Consider the following 22,552-nt stretch of genomic DNA (forward strand, 5'->3'; position numbering starts at 1 on the left):
AGGGTCCCTTAACTCTTTTATTGTTGGCAAACTGTGCAAAAGAACGTTTTACGTGATGAAATAGTTCCTTTTTTTATCGGAGTACGGCATCTTGCACATGGTTCATTTTCCCGATTATAAACTTTACACAAATTATTATAGCTCCCTGTTATAGTATCCCCTTTGAAAAATGGATTTTGCAAATATCCTCCATGATTTAAAGCAGCCGTTAACACATTTTTCATTGAATAGTATAACCTATTTATCTCATCATCTTGAATTTCTTGAATTTCTCTGGTGGGCAAAATCCTGGAGTCAAAACAGATTTCATCCGAATAACAATTTCCAATTCCTGCAATGAACTCCTGGTCGAGCAGCTTCGCCTTAATTCGTCCGTGTTTATAACTAAATAATCCTTTAAATTCCTCTAATGTAAAATTGCTTTCCAATGGCTCAGGACCTAAATCAGAAAGCTGATAATGAACATCTTTTTCATTTAACATGTGTAAGTATCCAAGCCTTAACCCGATAAAATACAGATGATGATTCCCAAAGGATAACCGAATTTGAACTGTCCGTTTTGGTTTTTCTTCCTCCATACCAAAAAACATCCAACCGCCCAGCATTAAATGCAGCAAAAGAACTTGTTCATTCTGGAGATGAAAAAGCAAATGCTTTGCTCTGCGAGTTACTGAAACAATTCTTTGCTGAATGACATTGTTATGAAAGAGTTCTGGCGGGACATTAATTGATTTTTCACGGTTAATTTGAACATCCGTTATGATTTGATTCGCAATTCGTTGATTTAATAATCTTTTATAATGTTCCATTTCAGGGAGTTCTGGCATTTTGTCATTCCCTCCAAATAATTGCCCGTTTCGAATATGTTTTCCATACAGTTCGAAAAATAATGATGAAAAACCGAACTGATTTATAAGTTCTATTTTTTCATAGCTATTTATTTTAAGGTATATTTCTCTTTTTTTATCCAAAAAGGAATATACAAAATATAAAAACTTAAAATCATCACCAGCTCCAGTGAGATTAAATACCAGGGCCACGGTCCCAGATAATTTAATAGAGAAGGAACTCGCGGTTTTTGCATCATATACAGAAAATTTGTTCCCCACCATTTATTAAGGAAAAAAATAAGGCTAGAATAGAGGTTTACAATCAGAATGGTTACCCACATTGAGGGGATCGTTGGTCGATAGCAGAAAACCATGACCATGAACAAACATGCAAACACTACGCCACCATGTGAAACAAAGAATTCAAAATATTGAAAGTGAGGAAATGAATATTTGCCAAGATCAGGAGTCAAAAGGGCTTGAATCGAGCTGCCTAAACCCGTAAAATACAAGAATTGAAAAAGTTTATAACTCCTCGTAAGCAGCATTATAATGGCCAAAATGACAGCAAGATCACTGAGCTGAATCGGCAATGCCCGTTTCCATGTCCAGGCATGCTCATACAATAGCCAAAGCTGTTGCATACCTTCTGAAATTATTAGGAGAATCGAAAGAATAAGGCCAATAGATTTTCCTATTTCTTTAAGCTTGTTTTTATAGATAAAAAGGAATATACATAGTACAAATATAATTCCAATTATTATAAGATGTTCTACTGAAAAAAGCCGAAACGGATGAAGTTTTGAATGATATTGAAAAAATGCCTGCATCTTAATAACCTCATTTTTTAATTCGTATTCCTTCTAAGGTACGTTATTCTGGGGCAAATGCAGGTTAGTCTATACAACTTGTTTTGTTAAAAGATGGAATTGAATAAAGGTCTTATCCTTATAAAAACCTATTGCAGGTTAAGCACTGGGTATGACAAATAAGCGGAGAAAATCCTGTTAATTTAGAAATAGCACTGAAAATAGCTTAAATAAACGGAGCGATTCCGCCTATTGACTCCAAAAACATGAAAATGGGGGATTTTTCTTTACATAACCGGAAAGCATCCCCTTATTTCCCCCGAAAAGAGCTCCTTTCTGAATTTTACCGAAAATTCTCCGCTTATTTTTAATATCACCGGTTGCTCAATTAAGGATAAGACTTCTTATGTTTCTATGCATTTTTTGTAGGATAAATTGTCTATCAAATTGAGGGTAAAATTGTAGGGGTGCATTTCTCTTTACAAATTTTTATGCAATTTCCACCCCAATAAAAAATGAGTGTCAATTTCATATGCAAATTGGCACTCATTTTAACTTACATTTTTAATGTTTCTGATCGGAAACGGAACCCGTTAGCTGTTAAACATCCCTCTTTTCATGATTTATTTTACAATTAACTCTAAAAAGGAGCAAATCGTTAAGATTCCTTTGTCAAAGTTTTCTAAGTGAAAATGTTCATTTGGAGCATGAAGATTTTCGCCAGGCAAACCGAATCCCATTAAGACAACTGGAGCATTTAGGGAATGGCTGAAATCCGATACAATTGGAATAGAGCCGCCCTCTCTTTTGTAAACTGGTGTTTTCCCATACACGTTTTCGTAAGCTACAGCCGCTTTTTGAAGCATCGGGCTATCAATTGGGGTTAAAAATGGATTCCCCGTATCACCAAGTGATATTTTGACAGTGCAACCTTTTGGTGCATGTTCTTCTATATGTTTTTTAATTAATTCCTGAATCTTTTCAGGCTGTTGATTGTGGACAAGACGGCAGGTTATTTTGGCATGCGCCTCGTTCGGGATCACCGTTTTTGTCCCTTCTCCCTGAAATCCACCCCATAATCCATTTACTTCTAATGTCGGCCTGGAGCTGACTCTCACTGGGTAAGGGTAATTTTGTTCTCCCCCGGTTAAATCCGTTATCCCTAATGATTTTTTCAATTTTTCTTCATCGAAACCTAAAGCTTTAATTTGTTCCATTTCAAAATCTGTCAATTCCTGGACATCATCATAAAAATGCCCAACGGTTACTTTCCCATTTGAATCATGAAGGGTTGAAAGCAACTGTACCAATAAGTGGGTAGCATTCTGAACTCCGCCACCAAACATGCCCGAATGCAAATCAGAATTGGCCGTTTTAAGAGAAACTTCCAGTGCACATAGTCCTCTTAATGAATAAGTGATGGCAGGGACTCCTTTATCCCACATATCAGAATCGGAAATAACAACTACATCACAGGATAATTTTTCTTTATTTTCAGATAAAAATGGCGGAAGATTAGGACTTCCTATTTCTTCCTCTCCTTCAATGCAAAATTTTACGTTAACCGGTAATTTTCCATTTGATTTCAATAAGCTTTCTACTGCTTTAATATGTAAGAAAGTCTGTCCTTTGTCGTCAGTTGCCCCTCTGGCAAAGATTTTTTCATCACGGACGTCCGGTTCAAACGGAGGCGTTTCCCATAAATCAATCGGATCAACGGGCTGCACGTCATAATGGCCGTAGACTAAGACCGTTGGGGCATTTTCCTGATGAATCCAGTCAGCATAAATTATAGGATGGCCTTTTGTCTGGATGATTTCAACATGTTCCATTCCGATATTTTTCAATTTATCGGCTATCCACGTAGCTGCTTTTTGAATGTCCTCTTTATTTTCAGATAAGGAACTAACACTTGGTATTCGGAGCAATTCCTTTAATTCCTCGATATTATGGTTGTGATTCTCTGATAAAAGCTCTGATAATTGACTCATTTTATCACCATTTCCTTTGTATTTTTGCATAAGTTTCTTTCTCTATATAATTATCCAAAATCTCCACCTAAAATCTGGCCTCCTAAAAAATATCAATCATTTTCACTTTTCTGCTTTGAAACAAATTTTCGGTTATTAGAATACACAGCAATGAATGTTCCAATACCAGTTACTTACATGTCCTGCCCTAAATGGTAAGATAAGAAAACAGTTTACCTGCAGGCTGATAAATTTATCTAATACTAAACAACAATTAGCGGGAATGAGTCCGTTCAATACCGCTTTCACACCTACCAATTACCTGCTCATTTTAGGACAGTCCTCCATTACGATGCCTTGCACACATAGAAAATGACTCTCAACATTTTGATTAGAGTCCTATTTATCCTTATGTTGATTGAGTGTAACAAAAGAGAGGGATGCCCAGTAGAGAGAGCAACCCTGCTAATTATTTATTGCACTTTTACTCCAATTGTTTGCCTTTCGTCTCTAGACCAAACACTCCAACTATCAATGCCCCCACTAATAGCACGACGAAAAAGATACCGAAAATAATGGGGAAACCAACCTTTGCCCCAAGTAACAACCCAGTGAACATTGGCGCCAAAACACCACCAATACGCCCGAATCCAGCGGACCAACCCATTCCGGTGGCACGGACTGCCGTAGGAAACTGTTCGACAGTAAATATATACGTGCCTGCCCAAGCTCCTAACATGAAGTAAGAGATTAACACCCCAAACAAAATCAACATGACAGTGCTTGTGGCAAATCCAAAGCCCAGGGATGCCAGACCAGACAGAAATATGGCAATGACGAGTGTTCTTTTACGTCCCCACTTTTCGACCAACCAAGCTGCTGTCAGGTAACCCGGAACCTGTGCAAGAGTCATGATCAATACGTACCCGATGCTGTGCACAAGAGAGTAGCCTTTGGCCGCCATTATGGAAGGTAACCAGGTGAACAATCCATAGTATGCAAAGTTCATAGTGAACCACAGCGTCCATGTCACGGCAGTGCGCCTTCTAATACCTTTCGACCATGTCCTTACGAATGACTCTCTAAACGAGAGGCGCTCAGTCAAGTTACGGTAGCGTGGTGTTTCGGGTAGACTGATTCTTAGGTAGATAGTGTACAGCGCCGGAATTGCGCCAATCAAAAAGGCGGCTCGCCAACCGACTGACGGAATGACGAAGAATGCAATAATTGCTGCGGCCAAGGACCCAAAGGCCCAAAACATTTCTAACAGCACTACGCGGCGGCCACGATTTTCGTCTTTTGAAGATTCCAACACGTAGGTAGTGGAGACGGGGAGTTCGCCACCAAGACCTAGACCAGTCAAAAAGCGTAGCAGCATCAGAATACCAGCGGTCGCCGCAAGTCCAGATAAACCTGACGCAACGCTGTAGAGCAGAAGAGTCCACATGAAAATAGTTCGCCGGCCAAATCGGTCAGCAAGGGAGCCTGAGAACGCAGAACCAATTGCCATACCAAGCAACCCTAAACTTCCAAGCATACCCATTGTGCCGGAATTAAGATGCCAATCCCGTCCAAGTGAAACAAGGATGTAAGAGAACAACGCCACATCCATCGAGTCGAACAGGGTTCCGATTCCGGATGTGATGAGAATTCGAGTCGGTGAAGGTACTTTTACCTCAGACGTTGAAACCGACATATTACTCAATATTAACACACCCCTTTATAAAATTTAGGTAATAAACCATCATATGCAAAAAGACCAATAGAAGTAATAAATTTACAAAAAGAAACTAAAAACAGTCCCGTATATAAAATTGCCCTTGAACTTGCAGCCCCGTTTAGACAACCGATTATTATGTTGGGGCAATGAAAAAAGCGTCCCTACCTTAGCAGGAACGCTTAAAACGTTGATATGACGAGCATTCTCGTTTTTCTTTCGAAAAATAGATACCGGTGGTCGGGGTCGAACCGACACTCCTTACGGAACACGATTTTGAGTCGTGCGCGTCTGCCAATTCCACCACATCCAGCACGTTGTTTTTTTGTAATACTTTTAAGTAGCGGTGGGCAGATGCCCCTCTTCACTATTTAGTTTGGATTAATAAAATTTCATCAATGATGGGAATTTCTTTATTCAATATGGTTAAGAGATTTTCTTCAATCTGATTGTCAATCTCACAAACCGTTATCGCCGAACCATTGATTTTTGAACGTTCATTTGCCAAACGAGCAATATTTAACCCTTTTTGAAAAAGAGATCCTGATAACTCGGCAATAACCCCTTTTCGATCGGTATGGCGGATTACAATTGTTGGTCGTTCTCCGGAAAACTTTAACGGATAATCATCCAATTCCTGAACTTCTACTTTGCCGCCGCCTAAGGAACTGGCCAAGACCTTTACAGTTCGCGTTGCCCCTGATAATTCTACTAGCACTGTATTCGGGTGGTAACTTCCAAGCACCCGTTTCGTAAACTCGTATTGTAATTCATTTTCTTCGGCAATGGATTTTGCATTTGGAATACCTTCATCCATTGTTGTTAATCCAAGAACCCCTGCAATTAATGCTAAATCTGTGCCATGGCCTTGATAGGTTTCGGCAAAGGAACCCATAAGAGAGAATTTTGCAAATAATGGTTTTTCGTTTAACAGCTGGTAGGCTATATTGCCAATTCGGACAGCACCTGCAGTATGTGAACTGGATGGCCCAACCATGACAGGGCCGATAATCTCATAGGCGCTTTGATATTTAGCCGGCCCGCAACCGCTTGTCTTTTCGCTGAAAATCTGCTCCTTCAATTTTTGACCTGTCGGGGTGCCAGCCAGACCGCCAATCCCGGTTTCCCTTAGCGATTCAGGCATTTGCTGCCCGACTTCATGCATTACATGAATCACCTCATCAGGTGGAATGATGCTGACCATCCCTGCTAGCGCCATATCTGCCGCAGCCTGCGCGGTAATCGCGTGTAATCCGTTCCGAACGATACATGGAATTTCCACCAGCCCGGCGACCGGATCACAAACTAGTCCCAGTGAATTTTTCAAAGCAATTCCGATGGCATTTCCAACCTGCTTTGGAGTGCCACCGGCAAGCTCAACTAAAGTGCCAGCTGCCATCGCGGTTGCTGAGCCGATTTCCGCCTGGCATCCGCCAGCAGCTCCTGATATGGAAGCTTTATTGGCAATCACCAAGCCAAGGGCAGAGGCAGTGAACATCGACAGTATGATCCGCTCTCGTGGGAATGTTCCGCTGTCCAGAGCGTGAACGAGCACTGCTGGCAAGATTCCAGCTGAACCTGCAGTCGGTGTTGCCACAATCCGCCCCATTGCTGCATTGACTTCTGATACGGCCAGCGCATTGGCTGCGGCATTTAATGTAACTGGATTGATAATGGATTTTCCATTTTTAGCATATTGGTGAAGACGGTGCCCATCACCACCGGTCAAGCCGGTACGAGACATGACAGCACTTGTCGTCCCTCTGCGAACAGCCTCTTCCATTACCGTAAATTGCTCGGCCATTTTTTCGATAATCGCTTCCCGTGGAATGCTCTTTTGCTGTATTTCCGTTTGGATCATTAATTCTGCAATCGTTATGTTTTGCTGCCCGGCCAATTCAATTAACTCTCTTAAACTCATGAAAGACATAATACCACTCCTTTAAAAGGAGACGGTTCCAATAGTGAAGCATTTGAACCGTCCCCCTTGTTTCATCATTTGTTTACTTTATATTAAACCCGCTTTTGCTTTTGTGCCTTTTTCGTTTTCGGCATCCTCTAACGGTACGCGTTTTTCCATTTTTAAGAGATAGAAAATACCTGTCATAATGGCAAGGAATGCAATTCCCACGATTAACGGGATGCGCGTGCTTGGATTGATAAACATACCAACAAGGACGACCAGTAAAAATACAATGGTTGCATAGTTGCTGTACGGTGCAAAAGGCATTTTAAATGGATGCTTTTCCATTGCACCAGCATTTACTTTTCTAAATTTGATTTCACTGATGAGCAGTACAAACCATGGAATCATTCCTGGAAGTATACTTGCACTGTAAACATACACGAAGATGGATGGCGGTGCAATATAGCTCAACACAACGCCAATGACCAAGCCGACTAAAACCGTAATGGTTGAATAGACTGGAACTTTATTTTCCGATAATTTGGCAAAAATCTTTGGTGCCTGTCCATTTTTCGCCAATGCGTAAAGCATCCGTGTGGCGCTGAAGATGCCGCTGTTACAGCCGCTCATCGCTGCTGTGATCACAACAAAGTTGATAATGCCGGCTGCAGCCGTAATTCCAATTTTGGCAAAAACCGAAACGAATGGGCTGCCAATTTGATTGAGCTGGTTCCAAGGGTAAACAGTTACAATGACAAAAATCGCACCGATATAGAAAATTAAAATACGCCAAACGGTTGTTTTCACAGCATGTGTGATCGTTTTTTGTGGATTTTCTGCCTCTCCGGCCGTAATCCCAATCAGTTCCACCCCTTGATAAGCGCCGATTACGATGGAAAGGGCAAAGAAGAATCCTTTAAAGCCGCCGGTGAAAAAGCCGCCATTTTTCCAAATGTTCGAAAATCCAATTGCATGGCCGCCATTCCCGAAGCCAAAAAGAATAATGCCAATACCAGCAATAATTAAGACTACAATCGTAAGCACTTTAATTAATGAAAACCAGAATTCAAATTCACCAAAGCTTTTAACGGAAATCATGTTAGCAGCGCCAAGGATCACCATCGCGACCAACCCTGGGACCCATGTTGGCAGATGTGGGAACCAATAATTCATATACGAACCAACCGCGATGATTTCCGACATGCCGACAATGATCCATTGGAACCAATAGCTCCAAGCTGTCAAATATCCGGCCAAAGGATGGATATATTTATTACCGAGGTCAGCAAATGAACCGGTAGTTGGTTCCAAATAAAGCATTTCCCCCATCGAGCGCATTATAAAAAATAGGAAGAGACCGGCAACTGCATAGGCAATCATAACTGATGGGCCCGTCCATTTAATCGTACTGGCCGATCCCATAAATAACCCAACCCCGATGGTACCACCCAAAGCAATCATTTGGATATGACGCGATTTAAGCCCCCGCTTTAATTCCTGATTTTTTGTCATAAACTGTCCTACTTTCCCTCATTGGATTTTTTATCTCGACCTTCTTAATGTTATTCTTTCTTTTAAACTAATACAGGTTCCCCAAATGGAATACCCAATTTTCCCCCTAAGTTTTCGAGCATGGATTTTGTCATACGTTCTAAATCGTACCGCGGGTTAAAATCCCATTCCTCTTTGGCAGTGGCCGCATCAATGCTGTTTGGCCAAGAGTCGGCAATCTGCTGCCTGAATGGATCTACCTGATAATCCATCGTAAACTCCGGTATAAATTTTCTGATGGAAGCGGCAATTTCTTCAGGTTCAAAACTCATGGCTGTAATATTAAAGGCATTTCGATGCTTTAATCTCGATGAATCCGCTTCCATTAATTGAATAATCGAATTAATCGCATCCGGCATATACATCATATCCATGTAAGTGCCTTTCGCTATATAGGATGTGTATTTTTTGTTCTTTAACGCTTCATAGTAAATATCAACCGCATAGTCTGTCGTTCCTCCACCCGGAAGCGTTTTGTAAGAAATCAATCCAGGGAAGCGGACACCGCGGGTATCGACACCAAATTTTGCAAAATAATAGTCACATAGTAATTCGGCGCTTACTTTGGTGACACCGTACATCGTGTTCGGCCGTTGGATTGTATCCTGGGGTGTATGATCTTTTGGCGTAGACGGACCAAAGGCTCCTATCGAGCTTGGTGTAAAGAACTGGCATTGAGAATTCCTCGCCACCTCGAGCGCATTCATCAATCCACCCATATTTAGATTCCAGGCAAGCTGTGGTTTTTTCTCGGCTGTTGCCGACAACAGCGCGGCCAAATGGATAATCGTATCAATATGATAGTCATTGACCAGTTTCTGCATTCTCTCGCCATCCAGCACATCTAATGTATCAAATAAACCATTTTCCACGACTGGGTTGCCATTAACATGACGGATATCAGTGGCAATAACATTTTCCTCTCCGTAAAGTTCCCGCATTCTCATCGTTAACTCTGAACCGATTTGACCTAAGCTTCCGGTCACAAGAATTTTTTTCATCGTAAACAACCTCCCGAATATTTCTCTCAAAAACTGAATCTAGTATCAAGTTGTAATAGGGAGGGAACCATTCTAAGAACGGGCCCTCCTGCCTCTCTTCTAATCTTGGATGACACCTAGTTCTTTTCCCACTTTTTCATATACAGCTAGTACTTGGTCTAGCATTTCTTTTGTATGAACCGAAGTCGGCATATTGCGCACTCTGCCTGTTCCCTTTGGCACCGTTGGGAAGGTGATAGCTTTGGCGTAAACTCCCTCCTCCATGAGGCGGCGAGAAAATTGCTGCGTTAATGTTTCTTCGCCGATGATACATGGTGTAATCGGTGTTTCCGAGTGGCCAATATTAAATCCTAAGTTTTTCAAGCCTTCTTTTAAATAGCGGCCATTTTCCCATAGCTGATTGACTCTCTCCGTTGATTCCGTCATGATGTTAATGGCTTCAATGCAGGCAGCGGCAGCTCCTGGCGTCAGCGATGTTGAAAATAAGAATGGACGGGCTCGCACTTTTAACCAATCAATCAATTGCTGGGTACCAGCCACATAGCCGCCTACGACGCCAATTGCTTTGGAAAGTGTTCCGATTTGAAAATCAATTTGATCGGAAAGGCCAAAATGTTTAACCGTGCCTGCACCATTTCCCATGACACCTGAACCATGTGCGTCATCAACATATGTAAGCAAGCCGTATTCCTCGGCAATTTCCACGATTTCAGGAAGCTTCGCCACATCCCCATCCATTGAAAAAACGCCATCAGTGATATACATTATTTTTTCATAGGCACCACTTTCAATCGCTTCTTTTGCTGCCCTCCTTAGGTCATCCATGTCCTGGTGTTTGACCCGGATGATTTTTGCTCCAGACAAACGGCAGCCATCAATGATTGAGGCATGGTTCAATTCGTCAGAAATAATCGCATCCTTCTTCGTCATCACCGCCGAGATAGCGCCCATATTGCAATTAAATCCCGATTGGAAAGCAATTGCCGCCTCCGTATGTTTGAATTCGGCAATCGTATTTTCTAATTTATTATGGATTGTCATTGTTCCGTTAATAGTCCGAACGGCACCGGCACCCACACCGTACTGTTTCGTCGCTTCGTTCGCTCTTTGGATTAATCTTTCATTGTTTGCCAACCCAAGGTAATTGTTGGATGACATATTGATGACATTTTTGCCATCGATTGTTACGATTGGGCCATTAGGGCCTTCTACTGTATCAATGACGTTATATAGTCCTTTCTCGCGTAGCTCTTGCAGCTGGGGAGTTAATATATCTTCTAAAACTTTTCTTGACATCGTGCAAACCTCCATAAATATACTTTTCAGTAAAAACCTCAAATCCGTTTAAGAAGCAGAAACCAAACTGGAAACGTTTTCATGTATTTAGTTTAAATCGAATTTTATCGACTTACATTGCCATATTTGTTGCGTGTATCTCTTATATTTGCCCTTCTTCACATTTTCGTCAAAATTAACCACAAAAAAAGACCATTAAGTTTTAACTTAATGGCTTTATTTCAAAGAGATGAAAAGCATTAAAGGTCAGAGTGGATTGTAAATAAAGCTCCGATTTCACTGTTTCCTCATAAATTTGCAAATCAGGGTGGGTTCCCTGCTTAATAAAAGAAATAATCTCCTGATCATAAATATCCTGATGCTGTAAATTTATCCAGTTAATATAAAATTCGCCGTTATTTTGATCAAGGATGTGCTTACGAATTTGATAACGCCCAGGAGGGAGGCCAGAAATAACCACTTTCTTTTCCTTTGTGATGGAATGCAAAAAGAAGCTTTCTACCGAATAAGATGGATTGATATAGGAAGGGTTATAAACGGCTAATTGGTAGCCATTTTCCCCCATTGCCAATACAAAATCCGGGCCTTCCACTAAAATCCGCAAGGTCATTTTTGCCATCAGTTGAAGATTAAAATAAGCAGGACGTTTAATTTGATAATAATACAGGAGGGCAATTCCATTCATGGCAATATGGTCTTGATCCAGATTATTTTTTTCCAATGAGTGGGTATCAATCCAGAATCCTAAACCGGATATTTCCTTCATTACATCCAACATTTCTTTAAAAATAAGAGCAGACCGGAAAAAAGTGCCGCTCAAATCCATCGTATTTCCATAAAGTGTATTCCAATCAGTAAGAAAAATCGGAATTTCCCCTAAACCCACAGACGCTAGGCTTTCCTTTAATTGGATGATTTCTTTCTTTGCATAATTTTTTACTCCTTCAAAAGTATGATTATCCATATCGTTAAAATCCACTTCTTCATTCGGATTGCAGGTGAAGCAGATCAGCTCGCAACGGTCGAAAATTTGATTTAAAAATTCAGCAGCAGGAACGGTTATAGCCTTTCTTAAAGAAAACGGCATATGAAGACCTATTTTTGCGGCAGGAGCTCGCTTTTTTACAGTTTGATAAAAATCTTGATAAAAGCTCTTTGCTGTTTCGCCGCATTCCGTGAAAACCAGTTCAAATCGCCATTTTCCTACAAAGTTACTGCCAAAATAACTAATACTATGCTGTAAAAATTCATCGAGCTTCTTAAGGTAATCAGAGCTGCTTGCCACTTCCTTTTCAACTTCCAAACGAATGAAAGGAACCAATCCTAATTGTTGAAAAAGGCTAAATAAGGCATCCACCTGATAAAATTGTCCGCCTATTTGATAGAGTGGCGTTGTCATCGCAAAACTGTCCGAAAAAAGGTTCGTAAAATAAATATATTCAAATCTAAGTTCCTCTTGAATTAACTTTAATTCCGCCTTCACTTCTTCATTCAATGCATATTCCAGCTGCCCAATTACCAGTAACTTTAAGGCTTTTTCTCTGATAAAAATGGGCTCAAGCGGCAATTCCACATGTACCACCGAAGCAGCCGGTTCCATCGGGGTGGTGCTCTTCTCATTTCCAGAAATATATTTACTGATTTCCATTAAAAAGTTGGGAGATTGCAATAATGTATATTGTTCGGTTTCATGTTTCACTTCCTCGACATCCATCGGTTCCACTTTATGCATGCTGCGATATTCAGTAGGCGTTTGCTGGTACATTTCTTTAAAAGCCATATTAAATGCTTTTACATTGGGAAAACCACAATTCTCCGAAATCTGGGAAATATTATAACCGGTATAAAGGAGCTCATGCATCGCTGATTTCAAACGGACATTTTTGACATATTGGGAGAAACTAGCCCCAACTTCCTGCTTGAAATAGCGCGACAAATAGTAAATAGACAAATACTGCTCTTTAGCAATTTCCTGCAATGATATCGGTTTACGATAATTTTTTTCGATAAAAGCTAGAATCTCTCTAATTCTTTCATCCTTCATTTCGGTGAATTGATTACTTTCAAGATGCGTAGTTTTAAAATTTCGAATCAACAGTGTAACTAATTGAAAAATCAGTCCGTTAATCTCGATTTCACTTCCATCCTGCTTTTGGTAGTGGGCAATCAAGATTTTCGCCATTAGTTGGCGAATTTGATCAAAAAGCAGATATAGCCCGTTATCCTCTTTGGATGAAGTGCAGTTAAAACGACACGCATGAATATCCGGATAAGGCCGCTCGATTAAATCCAAAGGAATTTGTAACGATAAGACCACATTCTCCTTATTCCCCTTAATAGAGCATATATCATTGGCGTTAATCAGCAGAAGATCATTTTCAGCTAAATGGCAGGAATGTTGATTAACCGTAACCTCAATTTCTCCCCTTATCACAAGGAGAATCTCGATTCCTATATAAATATGCGGAGAATAATATTCAATGTTTTGTAAACTTATTTGATAAGAATTATCTCTTATTGGCCGGTTCATGAACATCCACCTTAGGACTAGATTAAAAATGTGCCAAGTACATAAAGAATAGACTAGAGCCGTTAACCGTAGTTGCTGTATCCCTCAATCCTTTTCATTTAGGTGCGATAATATATTGATCCCCTATCTTTTAATCAAATGCAGCAGCATTTAAATTATCAGTAAACCTTAAAAATGAATTAAATTTTGGTCATTGAACAAGATTGTCATTTCAGACAAATTCTTAATACGATTATTAAACTGAAAGTCATTATACAACTCCGTTATAGTTTTTTCTTCAAGTGCTGCTTTTACCCTTTTCATTTTTCTTGCATTGTTCAATTTCTTTATTCCCCTTTAAGAAATACAGGCTTAAAGATATTGAATAAACTAAATTTGTTGTCCACACGGTTGGTAAACACTTTAGGACACTAAAAACGAAAAAAGGTCAATACCTTGATTGCTCAAAGCATTGACCTTTAAAAGTTTTACCCTTTTAAGTGATACCGGTGGTCGGGGTCGAACCGACACTCCAGAAGGAACACGATTTTGAGTCGTGCGCGTCTGCCAATTCCGCCACACCGGCAAATAATTAATAGCTTGGCAGGGGCAGTAGGAATCGAACCCACACTGAAGGTTTTGGAGACCTTAGTTCTACCTTTAAACTATGCCCCTAAATGGTGGAGGGGGACGGATTCGAACCGCCGAACCCTGAGGGAGCGGATTTACAGTCCGCCGCGTTTAGCCACTTCGCTACCCCTCCAAATATAAACAAAAAAAATAATGGCGGAGGAAGAGGGATTCGAACCCCCGCGCGGTTTAACCCGCCTGTCGGTTTTCAAGACCGATCCCTTCAGCCGGACTTGGGTATTCCTCCATTATTTTTAAAATTAATTGGTAGCGGCGGAGGGGATCGAACCCCCGACCTTACGGGTATGAACCGTACGCTCTAGCCAGCTGAGCTACACCGCCATAACATAATTTGATTCAAAACTTAGTTGGTGGAGTCTAGGGGGATCGAACCCCTGACCTCCTGCGTGCAAAGCAGGCGCTCTCCCAGCTGAGCTAAGACCCCATTTACTTTAAAAGAACTGCTGGTCGGGAAGACAGGATTCGAACCTGCGACCCCTTGGTCCCAAACCAAGTGCTCTACCAAGCTGAGCTACTTCCCGAAAAATTAAACCAGTGCCGAGGACCGGAATCGAACCGGTACGGTAGTCACCTACCGCAGGATTTTAAGTCCTGTGCGTCTGCCAGTTCCGCCACCCCGGCAAGAATGGAGCGGAAGACGGGATTCGAACCCGCGACCCCCACCTTGGCAAGGTGGTGTTCTACCACTGAACTACTTCCGCATATGTGAATTAAAAGTGCGGGTGAAGGGAGTCGAACCCCCACGCCTTGCGGCGCCAGATCCTAAGTCTGGTGCGTCTGCCAATTCCGCCACACCCGCATATATTGAAGATTATTTTCACTTTAGTGAAAAAGTTATGGTGGAGGATGACGGGATCGAACCGCCGACCCTCTGCTTGTAAGGCAGATGCTCTCCCAGCTGAGCTAATCCTCCATTTATACAGCCTGGCAACGTCCTACTCTCACAGGGGGACAGCCCCCAACTACCATCGGCGCTGAGAAGCTTAACTTCCGTGTTCGGGATGGGAACGGGTGTGACCTTCTCGCCATTATTGCCAGACTATTTACTTGAGAGATCGTTCCCTCAAAACTAGATAATACAGAAGAAGTTTTCGTAAAAACGAGGTAATCTGTCTAGCTTCGGCTCCTAACTTCTCTCGAAGTTGAACAGTCGCCTCCGCTTTTCTATTTGGTTAAGTCCTCGATCGATTAGTATCAGTCAGCTCCACATGTTGCCACGCTTCCACCTCTGACCTATCAACCTGATCATCTTTCAGGGATCTTACTAGCTTGACGCTATGGGAAATCTCATCTTGAGGGGGGCTTCATGCTTAGATGCTTTCAGCACTTATCCCGTCCGCACATAGCTACCCAGCGATGCCTTTGGCAAGACAACTGGTACACCAGCGGTGCGTCCATCCCGGTCCTCTCGTACTAAGGACAGCTCCTCTCAAATTTCCTGCGCCCACGACGGATAGGGACCGAACTGTCTCACGACGTTCTGAACCCAGCTCGCGTACCGCTTTAATGGGCGAACAGCCCAACCCTTGGGACCGACTACAGCCCCAGGATGCGATGAGCCGACATCGAGGTGCCAAACCTCCCCGTCGATGTGGACTCTTGGGGGAGATAAGCCTGTTATCCCCAGGGTAGCTTTTATCCGTTGAGCGATGGCCCTTCCATGCGGAACCACCGGATCACTAAGCCCGACTTTCGTCCCTGCTCGACTTGTAGGTCTCGCAGTCAAGCTCCCTTATGCCTTTACACTCTGCGAATGATTTCCAACCATTCTGAGGGAACCTTTGGGCGCCTCCGTTACTCTTTAGGAGGCGACCGCCCCAGTCAAACTGCCCACCTGACACTGTCTCCCACCCCGATGAGGGGTGCGGGTTAGAATTTCAATACAGCCAGGGTAGTATCCCACCGACGCCTCCACCGAAGCTGGCGCTCCGGTTTCTCAGGCTCCTACCTATCCTGTACAAGCTGTACCAAAATTCAATATCAGGCTACAGTAAAGCTCCATGGGGTCTTTCCGTCCTGTCGCGGGTAACCTGCATCTTCACAGGTACTATAATTTCACCGAGTCTCTCGTTGAGACAGTGCCCAGATCGTTACGCCTTTCGTGCGGGTCGGAACTTACCCGACAAGGAATTTCGCTACCTTAGGACCGTTATAGTTACGGCCGCCGTTTACTGGGGCTTCGATTCAGAGCTTCGCTTACGCTAACCCCTCCTCTTAACCTTCCAGCACCGGGCAGGCGTCAGCCCCTATACTTCGCCTTGCGGCTTCGCAGAGACCTGTGTTTTTGCTAAACAGTCGCCTGGGCCTATTCACTGCGGCTCATCGAGGCTATTCACCTCAATGAGCACCCCTTCTCCCGAAGTTACGGGGTCATTTTGCCGAGTTCCTTAACGAGAGTTCTCTCGCTCACCTTAGGATTCTCTCCTCGCCTACCTGTGTCGGTTTGCGGTACGGGCACCTAATATCATCGCTAGAGGCTTTTCTTGGCAGTGTGGAATCAGGAACTTCGGTACTCTATTTCCCTCGGCATCACAGCTCAGCCTTCACGGTGAACGGATTTTCCTATTCACCAGCCTAACTGCTTACACGCACATATCCAGCAGTGCGATTACCCTATCCTCCTGCGTCCCCCCGTTGCTCAAACGATAAAGAGGTGGTACAGGAATATCAACCTGTTGTCCATCGCCTACGCCTTTCGGCCTCGGCTTAGGTCCCGACTAACCCTGAGCGGACGAGCCTTCCTCAGGAAACCTTAGGCATTCGGTGGATGAGATTCTCACTCATCTTTCGCTACTCATACCGGCATTCTCACTTCTAAGCGCTCCACCAGTCCTTACAGTCTGGCTTCAACGCCCTTAGAACGCTCTCCTACCACTGACACCTAATGGTGTCAATCCACAGCTTCGGTGATACGTTTAGCCCCGGTACATTTTCGGCGCAGAGTCACTCGACCAGTGAGCTATTACGCACTCTTTAAATGGTGGCTGCTTCTAAGCCAACATCCTGGTTGTCTAAGCAACTCCACATCCTTTTCCACTTAACGTATACTTTGGGACCTTAGCTGGTGGTCTGGGCTGTTTCCCTTTTGACTACGGATCTTATCACTCGCAGTCTGACTCCCACGGATAAGTCTTTGGCATTCGGAGTTTGTCTGAATTCGGTAACCCGATGAGGGCCCCTAGTCCAAACAGTGCTCTACCTCCAAGACTCTAACAACGTGAGGCTAGCCCTAAAGCTATTTCGGAGAGAACCAGCTATCTCCAAGTTCGATTGGAATTTCTCCGCTACCCACACCTCATCCGCGCACTTTTCAACGTGCGTCGGTTCGGGCCTCCATCCAGTGTTACCTGGACTTCACCCTGGACATGGGTAGATCACCTGGTTTCGGGTCTACGACCACATACTCAATACGCCCTATTCAGACTCGCTTTCGCTGCGGCTCCGTCTCTTCAACTTAACCTTGCATGGGATCGTAACTCGCCGGTTCATTCTACAAAAGGCACGCCATTACCCATTAACGGGCTTTGACTACTTGTAGGCACACGGTTTCAGGAACTATTTCACTCCCCTTCCGGGGTGCTTTTCACCTTTCCCTCACGGTACTGGTTCACTATCGGTCACTAGGGAGTATTTAGCCTTGGGAGATGGTCCTCCCTGCTTCCGACCGGATTTCACGTGTCCGGCCGTACTCAGGATCCACTCAGGAGGGAACGAAGTTTCAACTACAGGGCTTTTACCTTCTATGACGGACCTTTCCAGATCGCTTCATCTACCCCGTTCCTTTGTAACTCCATGTTGAGTGTCCTACAACCCCGAAAGGCAAGCCTTTCGGTTTGGGCTGTTCCCGTTTCGCTCGCCGCTACTCAGGGAATCGCGTTTGCTTTCTCTTCCTCCGGGTACTTAGATGTTTCAGTTCCCCGGGTCTGCCTTCAATATCCTATGTATTCAGATAAAGATACTGCTCCATTACGAGCAGTGGGTTCCCCCATTCGGAAATCTCCGGATCAAAGCTTACTTACAGCTCCCCGAAGCATATCGGTGTTAGTCCCGTCCTTCATCGGCTCCTAGTGCCAAGGCATTCACCGTGCGCCCTTTCTAACTTAACCTAAAAGATTTACCTCTAATTAAATAGAGAGAAAAACTAAAATGGCGATTAACTCGATGTTTTACTTGACTTCTTCATTACGATTATCTAGTTTTCAAAGAACGAATAAAAAAAGCTCTGAGAGAATTGCTCTCTCAAAACTAAACAAACAAAGAACGTGAAACTTGTCTGGCTCTTATGTCCAGCTTATATCCTTAGAAAGGAGGTGATCCAGCCGCACCTTCCGATACGGCTACCTTGTTACGACTTCACCCCAATCATCTGTCCCACCTTAGGCGGCTGGCTCCTAGGACAAAACTTAACTTCCTATAAATACAATAAGATGTTAAGTTTTGCCCCAGGTTACCCCACCGACTTCGGGTGTTACAAACTCTCGTGGTGTGACGGGCGGTGTGTACAAGGCCCGGGAACGTATTCACCGCGGCATGCTGATCCGCGATTACTAGCGATTCCGGCTTCATGTAGGCGAGTTGCAGCCTACAATCCGAACTGAGAATGGTTTTATGGGATTGGCTCAACCTCGCGGTTTTGCAGCCCTTTGTACCATCCATTGTAGCACGTGTGTAGCCCAGGTCATAAGGGGCATGATGATTTGACGTCATCCCCACCTTCCTCCGGTTTGTCACCGGCAGTCACCTTAGAGTGCCCAACTGAATGCTGGCAACTAAGATCAAGGGTTGCGCTCGTTGCGGGACTTAACCCAACATCTCACGACACGAGCTGACGACAACCATGCACCACCTGTCACTCTGTCCCCCGAAGGGGAAAGCCCTATCTCTAGGGTTGTCAGAGGATGTCAAGACCTGGTAAGGTTCTTCGCGTTGCTTCGAATTAAACCACATGCTCCACCGCTTGTGCGGGCCCCCGTCAATTCCTTTGAGTTTCAGCCTTGCGGCCGTACTCCCCAGGCGGAGTGCTTAATGCGTTAGCTGCAGCACTAAAGGGCGGAAACCCTCTAACACTTAGCACTCATCGTTTACGGCGTGGACTACCAGGGTATCTAATCCTGTTTGCTCCCCACGCTTTCGCGCCTCAGCGTCAGTTACAGACCAGAAAGCCGCCTTCGCCACTGGTGTTCCTCCACATCTCTACGCATTTCACCGCTACACGTGGAATTCCGCTTTCCTCTTCTGCACTCAAGTCCCCCAGTTTCCAATGACCCTCCACGGTTGAGCCGTGGGCTTTCACATCAGACTTAAAGGACCGCCTGCGCGCGCTTTACGCCCAATAATTCCGGACAACGCTTGCCACCTACGTATTACCGCGGCTGCTGGCACGTAGTTAGCCGTGGCTTTCTGGTCAGGTACCGTCAAGGTACCGGCAGTGACTCCGGTACTTGTTCTTCCCTAACAACAGAGCTTTACGACCCGAAGGCCTTCATCGCTCACGCGGCGTTGCTCCGTCAGACTTTCGTCCATTGCGGAAGATTCCCTACTGCTGCCTCCCGTAGGAGTCTGGGCCGTGTCTCAGTCCCAGTGTGGCCGATCACCCTCTCAGGTCGGCTACGCATCGTCGCCTTGGTGAGCCGTTACCTCACCAACTAGCTAATGCGCCGCGGGCCCATCTGTAAGTGACAGCCGAAACCGTATTTCAGCTTTTCCTCATGAGAGGAAAAGGATTATCCGGTATTAGCACCGGTTTCCCGGTGTTATCCCAGTCTTACAGGCAGGTTGCCCACGTGTTACTCACCCGTCCGCCGCTAACCAAAGAGAGCAAGCTCCCATTGATTCGCTCGACTTGCATGTATTAGGCACGCCGCCAGCGTTCGTCCTGAGCCAGGATCAAACTCTCCAAGAAAGTTGATTAGCTCAAAATTGTTACGTTGGCTTCATTTCAAATAGAAACGAATATGATTGTTTGTTTACACGTCTTGTTTGTTTAGTTTTCAAAGAACAAATTTCAAATCAGTAGCCAAACTGTTAATTTAGCGACTTTATTATTCTACTATACTTTCAATCCAAAGTCAACTTCTACAAATTATTTTTAAAAGTTTCTGTCGTTCGTAGCAGCGACATAGAATATAATACTATTTAAATCAATCTAAGTCAACACCTATATTATTATTTTCTCAAAATGATCCCAAAACATTTTTCATAATAAAACATGCAATTGAAGTACTGTGAAGATTTCGGAGAGATTACCCAATACTTGGATATAATGTTTATTATAACAAAGGTTTAAATTGCCTATTTTAAGGAAAAAATGGATGAGTATCGATCACAAGGATAGGAGATGGTTTCAGTGACCCAAGCGAAAAAAGAGGATGAAAAAGGTCAAGGTCGTCAAGAAGAACAGGACCAATTTGAAAGTTCAATTTCCGATGAGAGGTTGCCTGAGTTTGATGTTACTGGGACTCCCCTAAATGGCCTATAACATTACTTAAAAAACGCAAAAAAACCCTTTGCAAAAGAGAGACTAACTCTTTTTGATGCAAAGGGTTTTTTCATTAGCTTTTTACCGCTTTTACAACTATTGCTTCACCTATAAACGAGATTACCTCATGATTCTCAATGATAATATTAAATTGACTTTTTATTTTATGTGAAGCCTGAAGAATATATCGTGTTAATTCTTCTTTATCTGCTTCTGATAAATCCATGCGGTCGCACCACGGGGCATAACGGAAGGTTTTTTCAAAACGATACCATTGGATAATTTTTAAATCATTTAATTCAAGCAGCCGGAGCCACTCCGTTTTCTTCCAGGCACGAAAATGGCTATAGTCCCTCTTTTTTTCAATCGTATTATAAAATAAATCCAATTCATCATCCTCGGGAGCCACATTATCATCCAGTAATAACTGCCCTCCAGGTTTAAGGACACGATATACTTCTTCGACAAATTTGAGTACATGTGGAAAATGGTGCGGGGCAATTCTGCAGGTGACAATATCAAAGCTCTCATCTGGGAATGGGAGGTTTTCCGCATCAGCCTCAACAAACGTAACATTTTGATGACCATTTCCTTGAATAAATTTTTCAGCAGCAACCAACATTTCCTTCGTCAAGTCAACGGCCGTAACACACTTTACAAATGGAGCAAAAGCATTGGCCGTATGACCTCCGCCGGTGGCTACATCCAACAATTCTTCATTTCCTGAAATCTCGGCCATTTCCAAAAGCCTTTGTAAGTCTTTCCCCTGTTTATGGATTGGGCTGGAAACATACGATTCTGCACTTTTACCAAATTGCTGTTTCACATCTTTCTTAGTATCCATTTTCATCCCCCGATTTCATCTTTGTTAACATTAACTATAAAGGAGCATTACCATAAAGAAAATGACGGGGATTTTATTAAGAATGATAAGAAAAAATTATCAGTTTGCATTGATTTCGAGCAGGATTGGGCAATGATCGCTACCCATTACCGATGCGTGAATATTGGCATCGATTAATCGGTCAGACATTCGTTTCGAAACGATAAAATAATCAATTCGCCAGCCAATATTCCTTTCACGAACCTTCATCATGTAAGACCACCAAGTATAGGCACCTTCTTGCTCCGGATAAAAATATCTGAAGCTGTCCACAAATCCTGCTTGAAGTAATGAGGACATTTTTTCCCTTTCCTCATCTGTAAAGCCGGAATTACCTACATTTGATTTAGGATTCTTTAAATCAATTTCCTGGTGGGCAACATTTAAATCACCGCATAGAATGACCGGCTTGATTGCATCTAATTCTGTAATGTGTTTTAGAATTCGATTTTCCCAATCTAAACGGAACTCTAATCTGGCAAGGTCTCTCTGAGAGTTTGGCGTATACACATTTACAAGAAAAAATTCAGCAAATTCCAAAGTTAAAATCCTGCCCTCGTCCTCAGAATCTTCCTCGCATAAACCATATTTCACGGACATCGGCTTTTCCTTTGTAAAGACTGCCGTCCCTGAATATCCCTTCTTCAAAGCATAATTCCAATATTGATGATACCCTGCCAAGTCCAGCTGAATTTGCCCTTCTTGCAGCTTCGTTTCCTGTAAACAAAAAATATCCGCATCCACTTCCTGGAAGTAGTCCAAAAACCCCTTCTTTACACAAGCCCTAAGGCCATTAACATTCCAAGAAACTAGTTTCATATTTATGAGTCCTCTCCCTTGATGGCATTATCTTTCTATTTTGGCCCAACCTTCAACATGAAGGCAATAGGATTTTTATAGAAAAAGAAAAAAGCTGTCTGCAAACAAAAGGGTCAGACCCCCAACTTAGCC

12 protein-coding genes, 12 tRNA genes and 3 rRNA genes are annotated in these 22,552 nt (G+C 43.2%); 1 reads left to right on the forward strand and 26 read right to left on the reverse strand.

Features of this window, described 5'->3' with window-relative positions:
- Positions 1 to 17: 17 nt before the first annotated feature.
- The 24 genes from mutM to ACZ5XR_RS17500 all read right to left on the reverse strand — a co-directional run bounded on the left by mutM (position 18) and on the right by ACZ5XR_RS17500 (position 20,142).
- Positions 18 to 827, reverse strand: a complete 810-nt coding sequence (mutM, locus tag ACZ5XR_RS17385; protein WP_464497584.1) for a bifunctional DNA-formamidopyrimidine glycosylase/DNA-(apurinic or apyrimidinic site) lyase — start codon at positions 825 to 827, stop codon at positions 18 to 20.
- Between the two features lie 110 nt (positions 828 to 937).
- Positions 938 to 1,660, reverse strand: coding sequence for a YwaF family protein (locus tag ACZ5XR_RS17390; protein ID WP_464497585.1), 723 nt, complete (start codon positions 1,658 to 1,660; stop codon positions 938 to 940).
- Between the two features lie 602 nt (positions 1,661 to 2,262).
- The gene (locus ACZ5XR_RS17395) at positions 2,263 to 3,630 is read right to left on the reverse strand and encodes a dipeptidase (protein WP_464502351.1); all 1,368 of its coding nucleotides are present in this window, start codon (positions 3,628 to 3,630) and stop codon (positions 2,263 to 2,265) included.
- A 463-nt stretch (positions 3,631 to 4,093) separates the two neighbouring features.
- A complete protein-coding gene (locus ACZ5XR_RS17400) occupies positions 4,094 to 5,305 on the reverse strand; it encodes an MFS transporter (protein WP_464502352.1) in 1,212 nt (403 codons plus the stop codon).
- 252 nt (positions 5,306 to 5,557) lie between these two features.
- Positions 5,558 to 5,640, reverse strand: a tRNA-Leu gene (locus ACZ5XR_RS17405).
- Positions 5,641 to 5,693: 53 nt separating this feature from the next.
- A complete protein-coding gene (gene sdaAA / locus ACZ5XR_RS17410) occupies positions 5,694 to 7,256 on the reverse strand; it encodes an L-serine ammonia-lyase, iron-sulfur-dependent, subunit alpha (protein ID WP_464497586.1) in 1,563 nt (520 codons plus the stop codon).
- A 78-nt stretch (positions 7,257 to 7,334) separates the two neighbouring features.
- Entirely contained in the window at positions 7,335 to 8,744 is a 1,410-nt protein-coding gene (locus ACZ5XR_RS17415; RefSeq protein WP_464497587.1) for an amino acid permease, read from the reverse strand.
- Positions 8,745 to 8,806: 62 nt separating this feature from the next.
- Complete coding sequence (locus tag ACZ5XR_RS17420; protein WP_464497588.1) at positions 8,807 to 9,784, reverse strand: L-threonine 3-dehydrogenase; 978 nt, start codon at positions 9,782 to 9,784, stop codon at positions 8,807 to 8,809.
- A gap of 99 nt (positions 9,785 to 9,883) precedes the next feature.
- Positions 9,884 to 11,080, reverse strand: a complete 1,197-nt coding sequence (locus tag ACZ5XR_RS17425; protein WP_464497589.1) for a glycine C-acetyltransferase — start codon at positions 11,078 to 11,080, stop codon at positions 9,884 to 9,886.
- A 202-nt stretch (positions 11,081 to 11,282) separates the two neighbouring features.
- Positions 11,283 to 13,610, reverse strand: a complete 2,328-nt coding sequence (locus tag ACZ5XR_RS17430; protein ID WP_464497590.1) for a helix-turn-helix domain-containing protein — start codon at positions 13,608 to 13,610, stop codon at positions 11,283 to 11,285.
- Positions 13,611 to 14,093: 483 nt separating this feature from the next.
- Positions 14,094 to 14,175 (reverse strand) — tRNA-Leu (locus ACZ5XR_RS17435).
- A gap of 15 nt (positions 14,176 to 14,190) precedes the next feature.
- Positions 14,191 to 14,264, reverse strand: a tRNA-Trp gene (locus ACZ5XR_RS17440).
- A 3-nt stretch (positions 14,265 to 14,267) separates the two neighbouring features.
- A tRNA-Tyr gene (locus ACZ5XR_RS17445) sits at positions 14,268 to 14,352 on the reverse strand.
- A gap of 21 nt (positions 14,353 to 14,373) precedes the next feature.
- A tRNA-Ser gene (locus ACZ5XR_RS17450) sits at positions 14,374 to 14,466 on the reverse strand.
- Positions 14,467 to 14,484: 18 nt separating this feature from the next.
- Positions 14,485 to 14,561 (reverse strand) — tRNA-Met (locus ACZ5XR_RS17455).
- Positions 14,562 to 14,588: 27 nt separating this feature from the next.
- Positions 14,589 to 14,664, reverse strand: a tRNA-Ala gene (locus tag ACZ5XR_RS17460).
- Between the two features lie 20 nt (positions 14,665 to 14,684).
- Positions 14,685 to 14,761: transfer RNA gene (locus ACZ5XR_RS17465), tRNA-Pro, on the reverse strand.
- Between the two features lie 14 nt (positions 14,762 to 14,775).
- A tRNA-Leu gene (locus ACZ5XR_RS17470) sits at positions 14,776 to 14,861 on the reverse strand.
- A 5-nt stretch (positions 14,862 to 14,866) separates the two neighbouring features.
- Positions 14,867 to 14,941, reverse strand: a tRNA-Gly gene (locus tag ACZ5XR_RS17475).
- 16 nt (positions 14,942 to 14,957) lie between these two features.
- Positions 14,958 to 15,039: transfer RNA gene (locus tag ACZ5XR_RS17480), tRNA-Leu, on the reverse strand.
- 38 nt (positions 15,040 to 15,077) lie between these two features.
- A tRNA-Val gene (locus ACZ5XR_RS17485) sits at positions 15,078 to 15,153 on the reverse strand.
- Between the two features lie 9 nt (positions 15,154 to 15,162).
- Positions 15,163 to 15,279, reverse strand: a 5S ribosomal RNA gene (gene rrf, locus ACZ5XR_RS17490).
- A 129-nt stretch (positions 15,280 to 15,408) separates the two neighbouring features.
- Positions 15,409 to 18,346 (reverse strand): 23S ribosomal RNA (locus ACZ5XR_RS17495).
- Between the two features lie 197 nt (positions 18,347 to 18,543).
- A 16S ribosomal RNA gene (locus tag ACZ5XR_RS17500) occupies positions 18,544 to 20,142 on the reverse strand.
- Together the 16S, 23S and 5S rRNA genes with 11 tRNA genes alongside form the textbook arrangement of a ribosomal RNA operon.
- A 444-nt stretch (positions 20,143 to 20,586) precedes the next feature.
- On the opposite strand from ACZ5XR_RS17500, the gene ACZ5XR_RS17505 reads away from it, so the two are divergent.
- A complete protein-coding gene (locus ACZ5XR_RS17505) occupies positions 20,587 to 20,718 on the forward strand; it encodes a hypothetical protein (protein ID WP_464497592.1) in 132 nt (43 codons plus the stop codon).
- A 73-nt stretch (positions 20,719 to 20,791) separates the two neighbouring features.
- On the opposite strand, the gene ACZ5XR_RS17510 is transcribed toward ACZ5XR_RS17505, so the two are convergent.
- Together ACZ5XR_RS17510 and ACZ5XR_RS17515 are read right to left on the reverse strand one after the other, a co-directional pair.
- On the reverse strand, positions 20,792 to 21,562 hold the full coding sequence (locus ACZ5XR_RS17510; RefSeq protein ID WP_464497593.1) for a class I SAM-dependent methyltransferase: 771 nt from the start codon (positions 21,560 to 21,562) through the stop codon (positions 20,792 to 20,794).
- 99 nt (positions 21,563 to 21,661) lie between these two features.
- Positions 21,662 to 22,420 (reverse strand): exodeoxyribonuclease III, encoded by a 759-nt coding sequence (locus ACZ5XR_RS17515; RefSeq protein WP_464497594.1) that lies wholly within the window; start codon positions 22,418 to 22,420, stop codon positions 21,662 to 21,664.
- Positions 22,421 to 22,552: the final 132 nt, after the last annotated feature.

This window comes from Neobacillus sp. Fa239 (assembly GCF_055395235.1).

What these genes read in the sequence shown, in the direction of transcription:
- sdaAA (WP_464497586.1), bottom strand. Translation starts at nt 7,256, where the DNA reads ATGTCTTTCATGAGTTTAAGAGAGTTAATTGAATTGGCCGGGCAGCAA.
- ACZ5XR_RS17430 (WP_464497590.1), bottom strand. Translation starts at nt 13,610, where the DNA reads ATGAACCGGCCAATAAGAGATAATTCTTATCAAATAAGTTTACAAAAC.
- ACZ5XR_RS17395 (WP_464502351.1), bottom strand. Translation starts at nt 3,630, where the DNA reads ATGAGTCAATTATCAGAGCTTTTATCAGAGAATCACAACCATAATATC.
- ACZ5XR_RS17425 (WP_464497589.1), bottom strand. Translation starts at nt 11,080, where the DNA reads ATGTCAAGAAAAGTTTTAGAAGATATATTAACTCCCCAGCTGCAAGAG.
- ACZ5XR_RS17420 (WP_464497588.1), bottom strand. Translation starts at nt 9,784, where the DNA reads ATGAAAAAAATTCTTGTGACCGGAAGCTTAGGTCAAATCGGTTCAGAG.
- ACZ5XR_RS17415 (WP_464497587.1), bottom strand. Translation starts at nt 8,744, where the DNA reads ATGACAAAAAATCAGGAATTAAAGCGGGGGCTTAAATCGCGTCATATC.
- ACZ5XR_RS17510 (WP_464497593.1), bottom strand. Translation starts at nt 21,562, where the DNA reads ATGGATACTAAGAAAGATGTGAAACAGCAATTTGGTAAAAGTGCAGAA.
- mutM (WP_464497584.1), bottom strand. Translation starts at nt 827, where the DNA reads ATGCCAGAACTCCCTGAAATGGAACATTATAAAAGATTATTAAATCAA.
- ACZ5XR_RS17390 (WP_464497585.1), bottom strand. Translation starts at nt 1,660, where the DNA reads ATGCAGGCATTTTTTCAATATCATTCAAAACTTCATCCGTTTCGGCTT.
- ACZ5XR_RS17400 (WP_464502352.1), bottom strand. Translation starts at nt 5,305, where the DNA reads ATGTCGGTTTCAACGTCTGAGGTAAAAGTACCTTCACCGACTCGAATT.
- ACZ5XR_RS17515 (WP_464497594.1), bottom strand. Translation starts at nt 22,420, where the DNA reads ATGAAACTAGTTTCTTGGAATGTTAATGGCCTTAGGGCTTGTGTAAAG.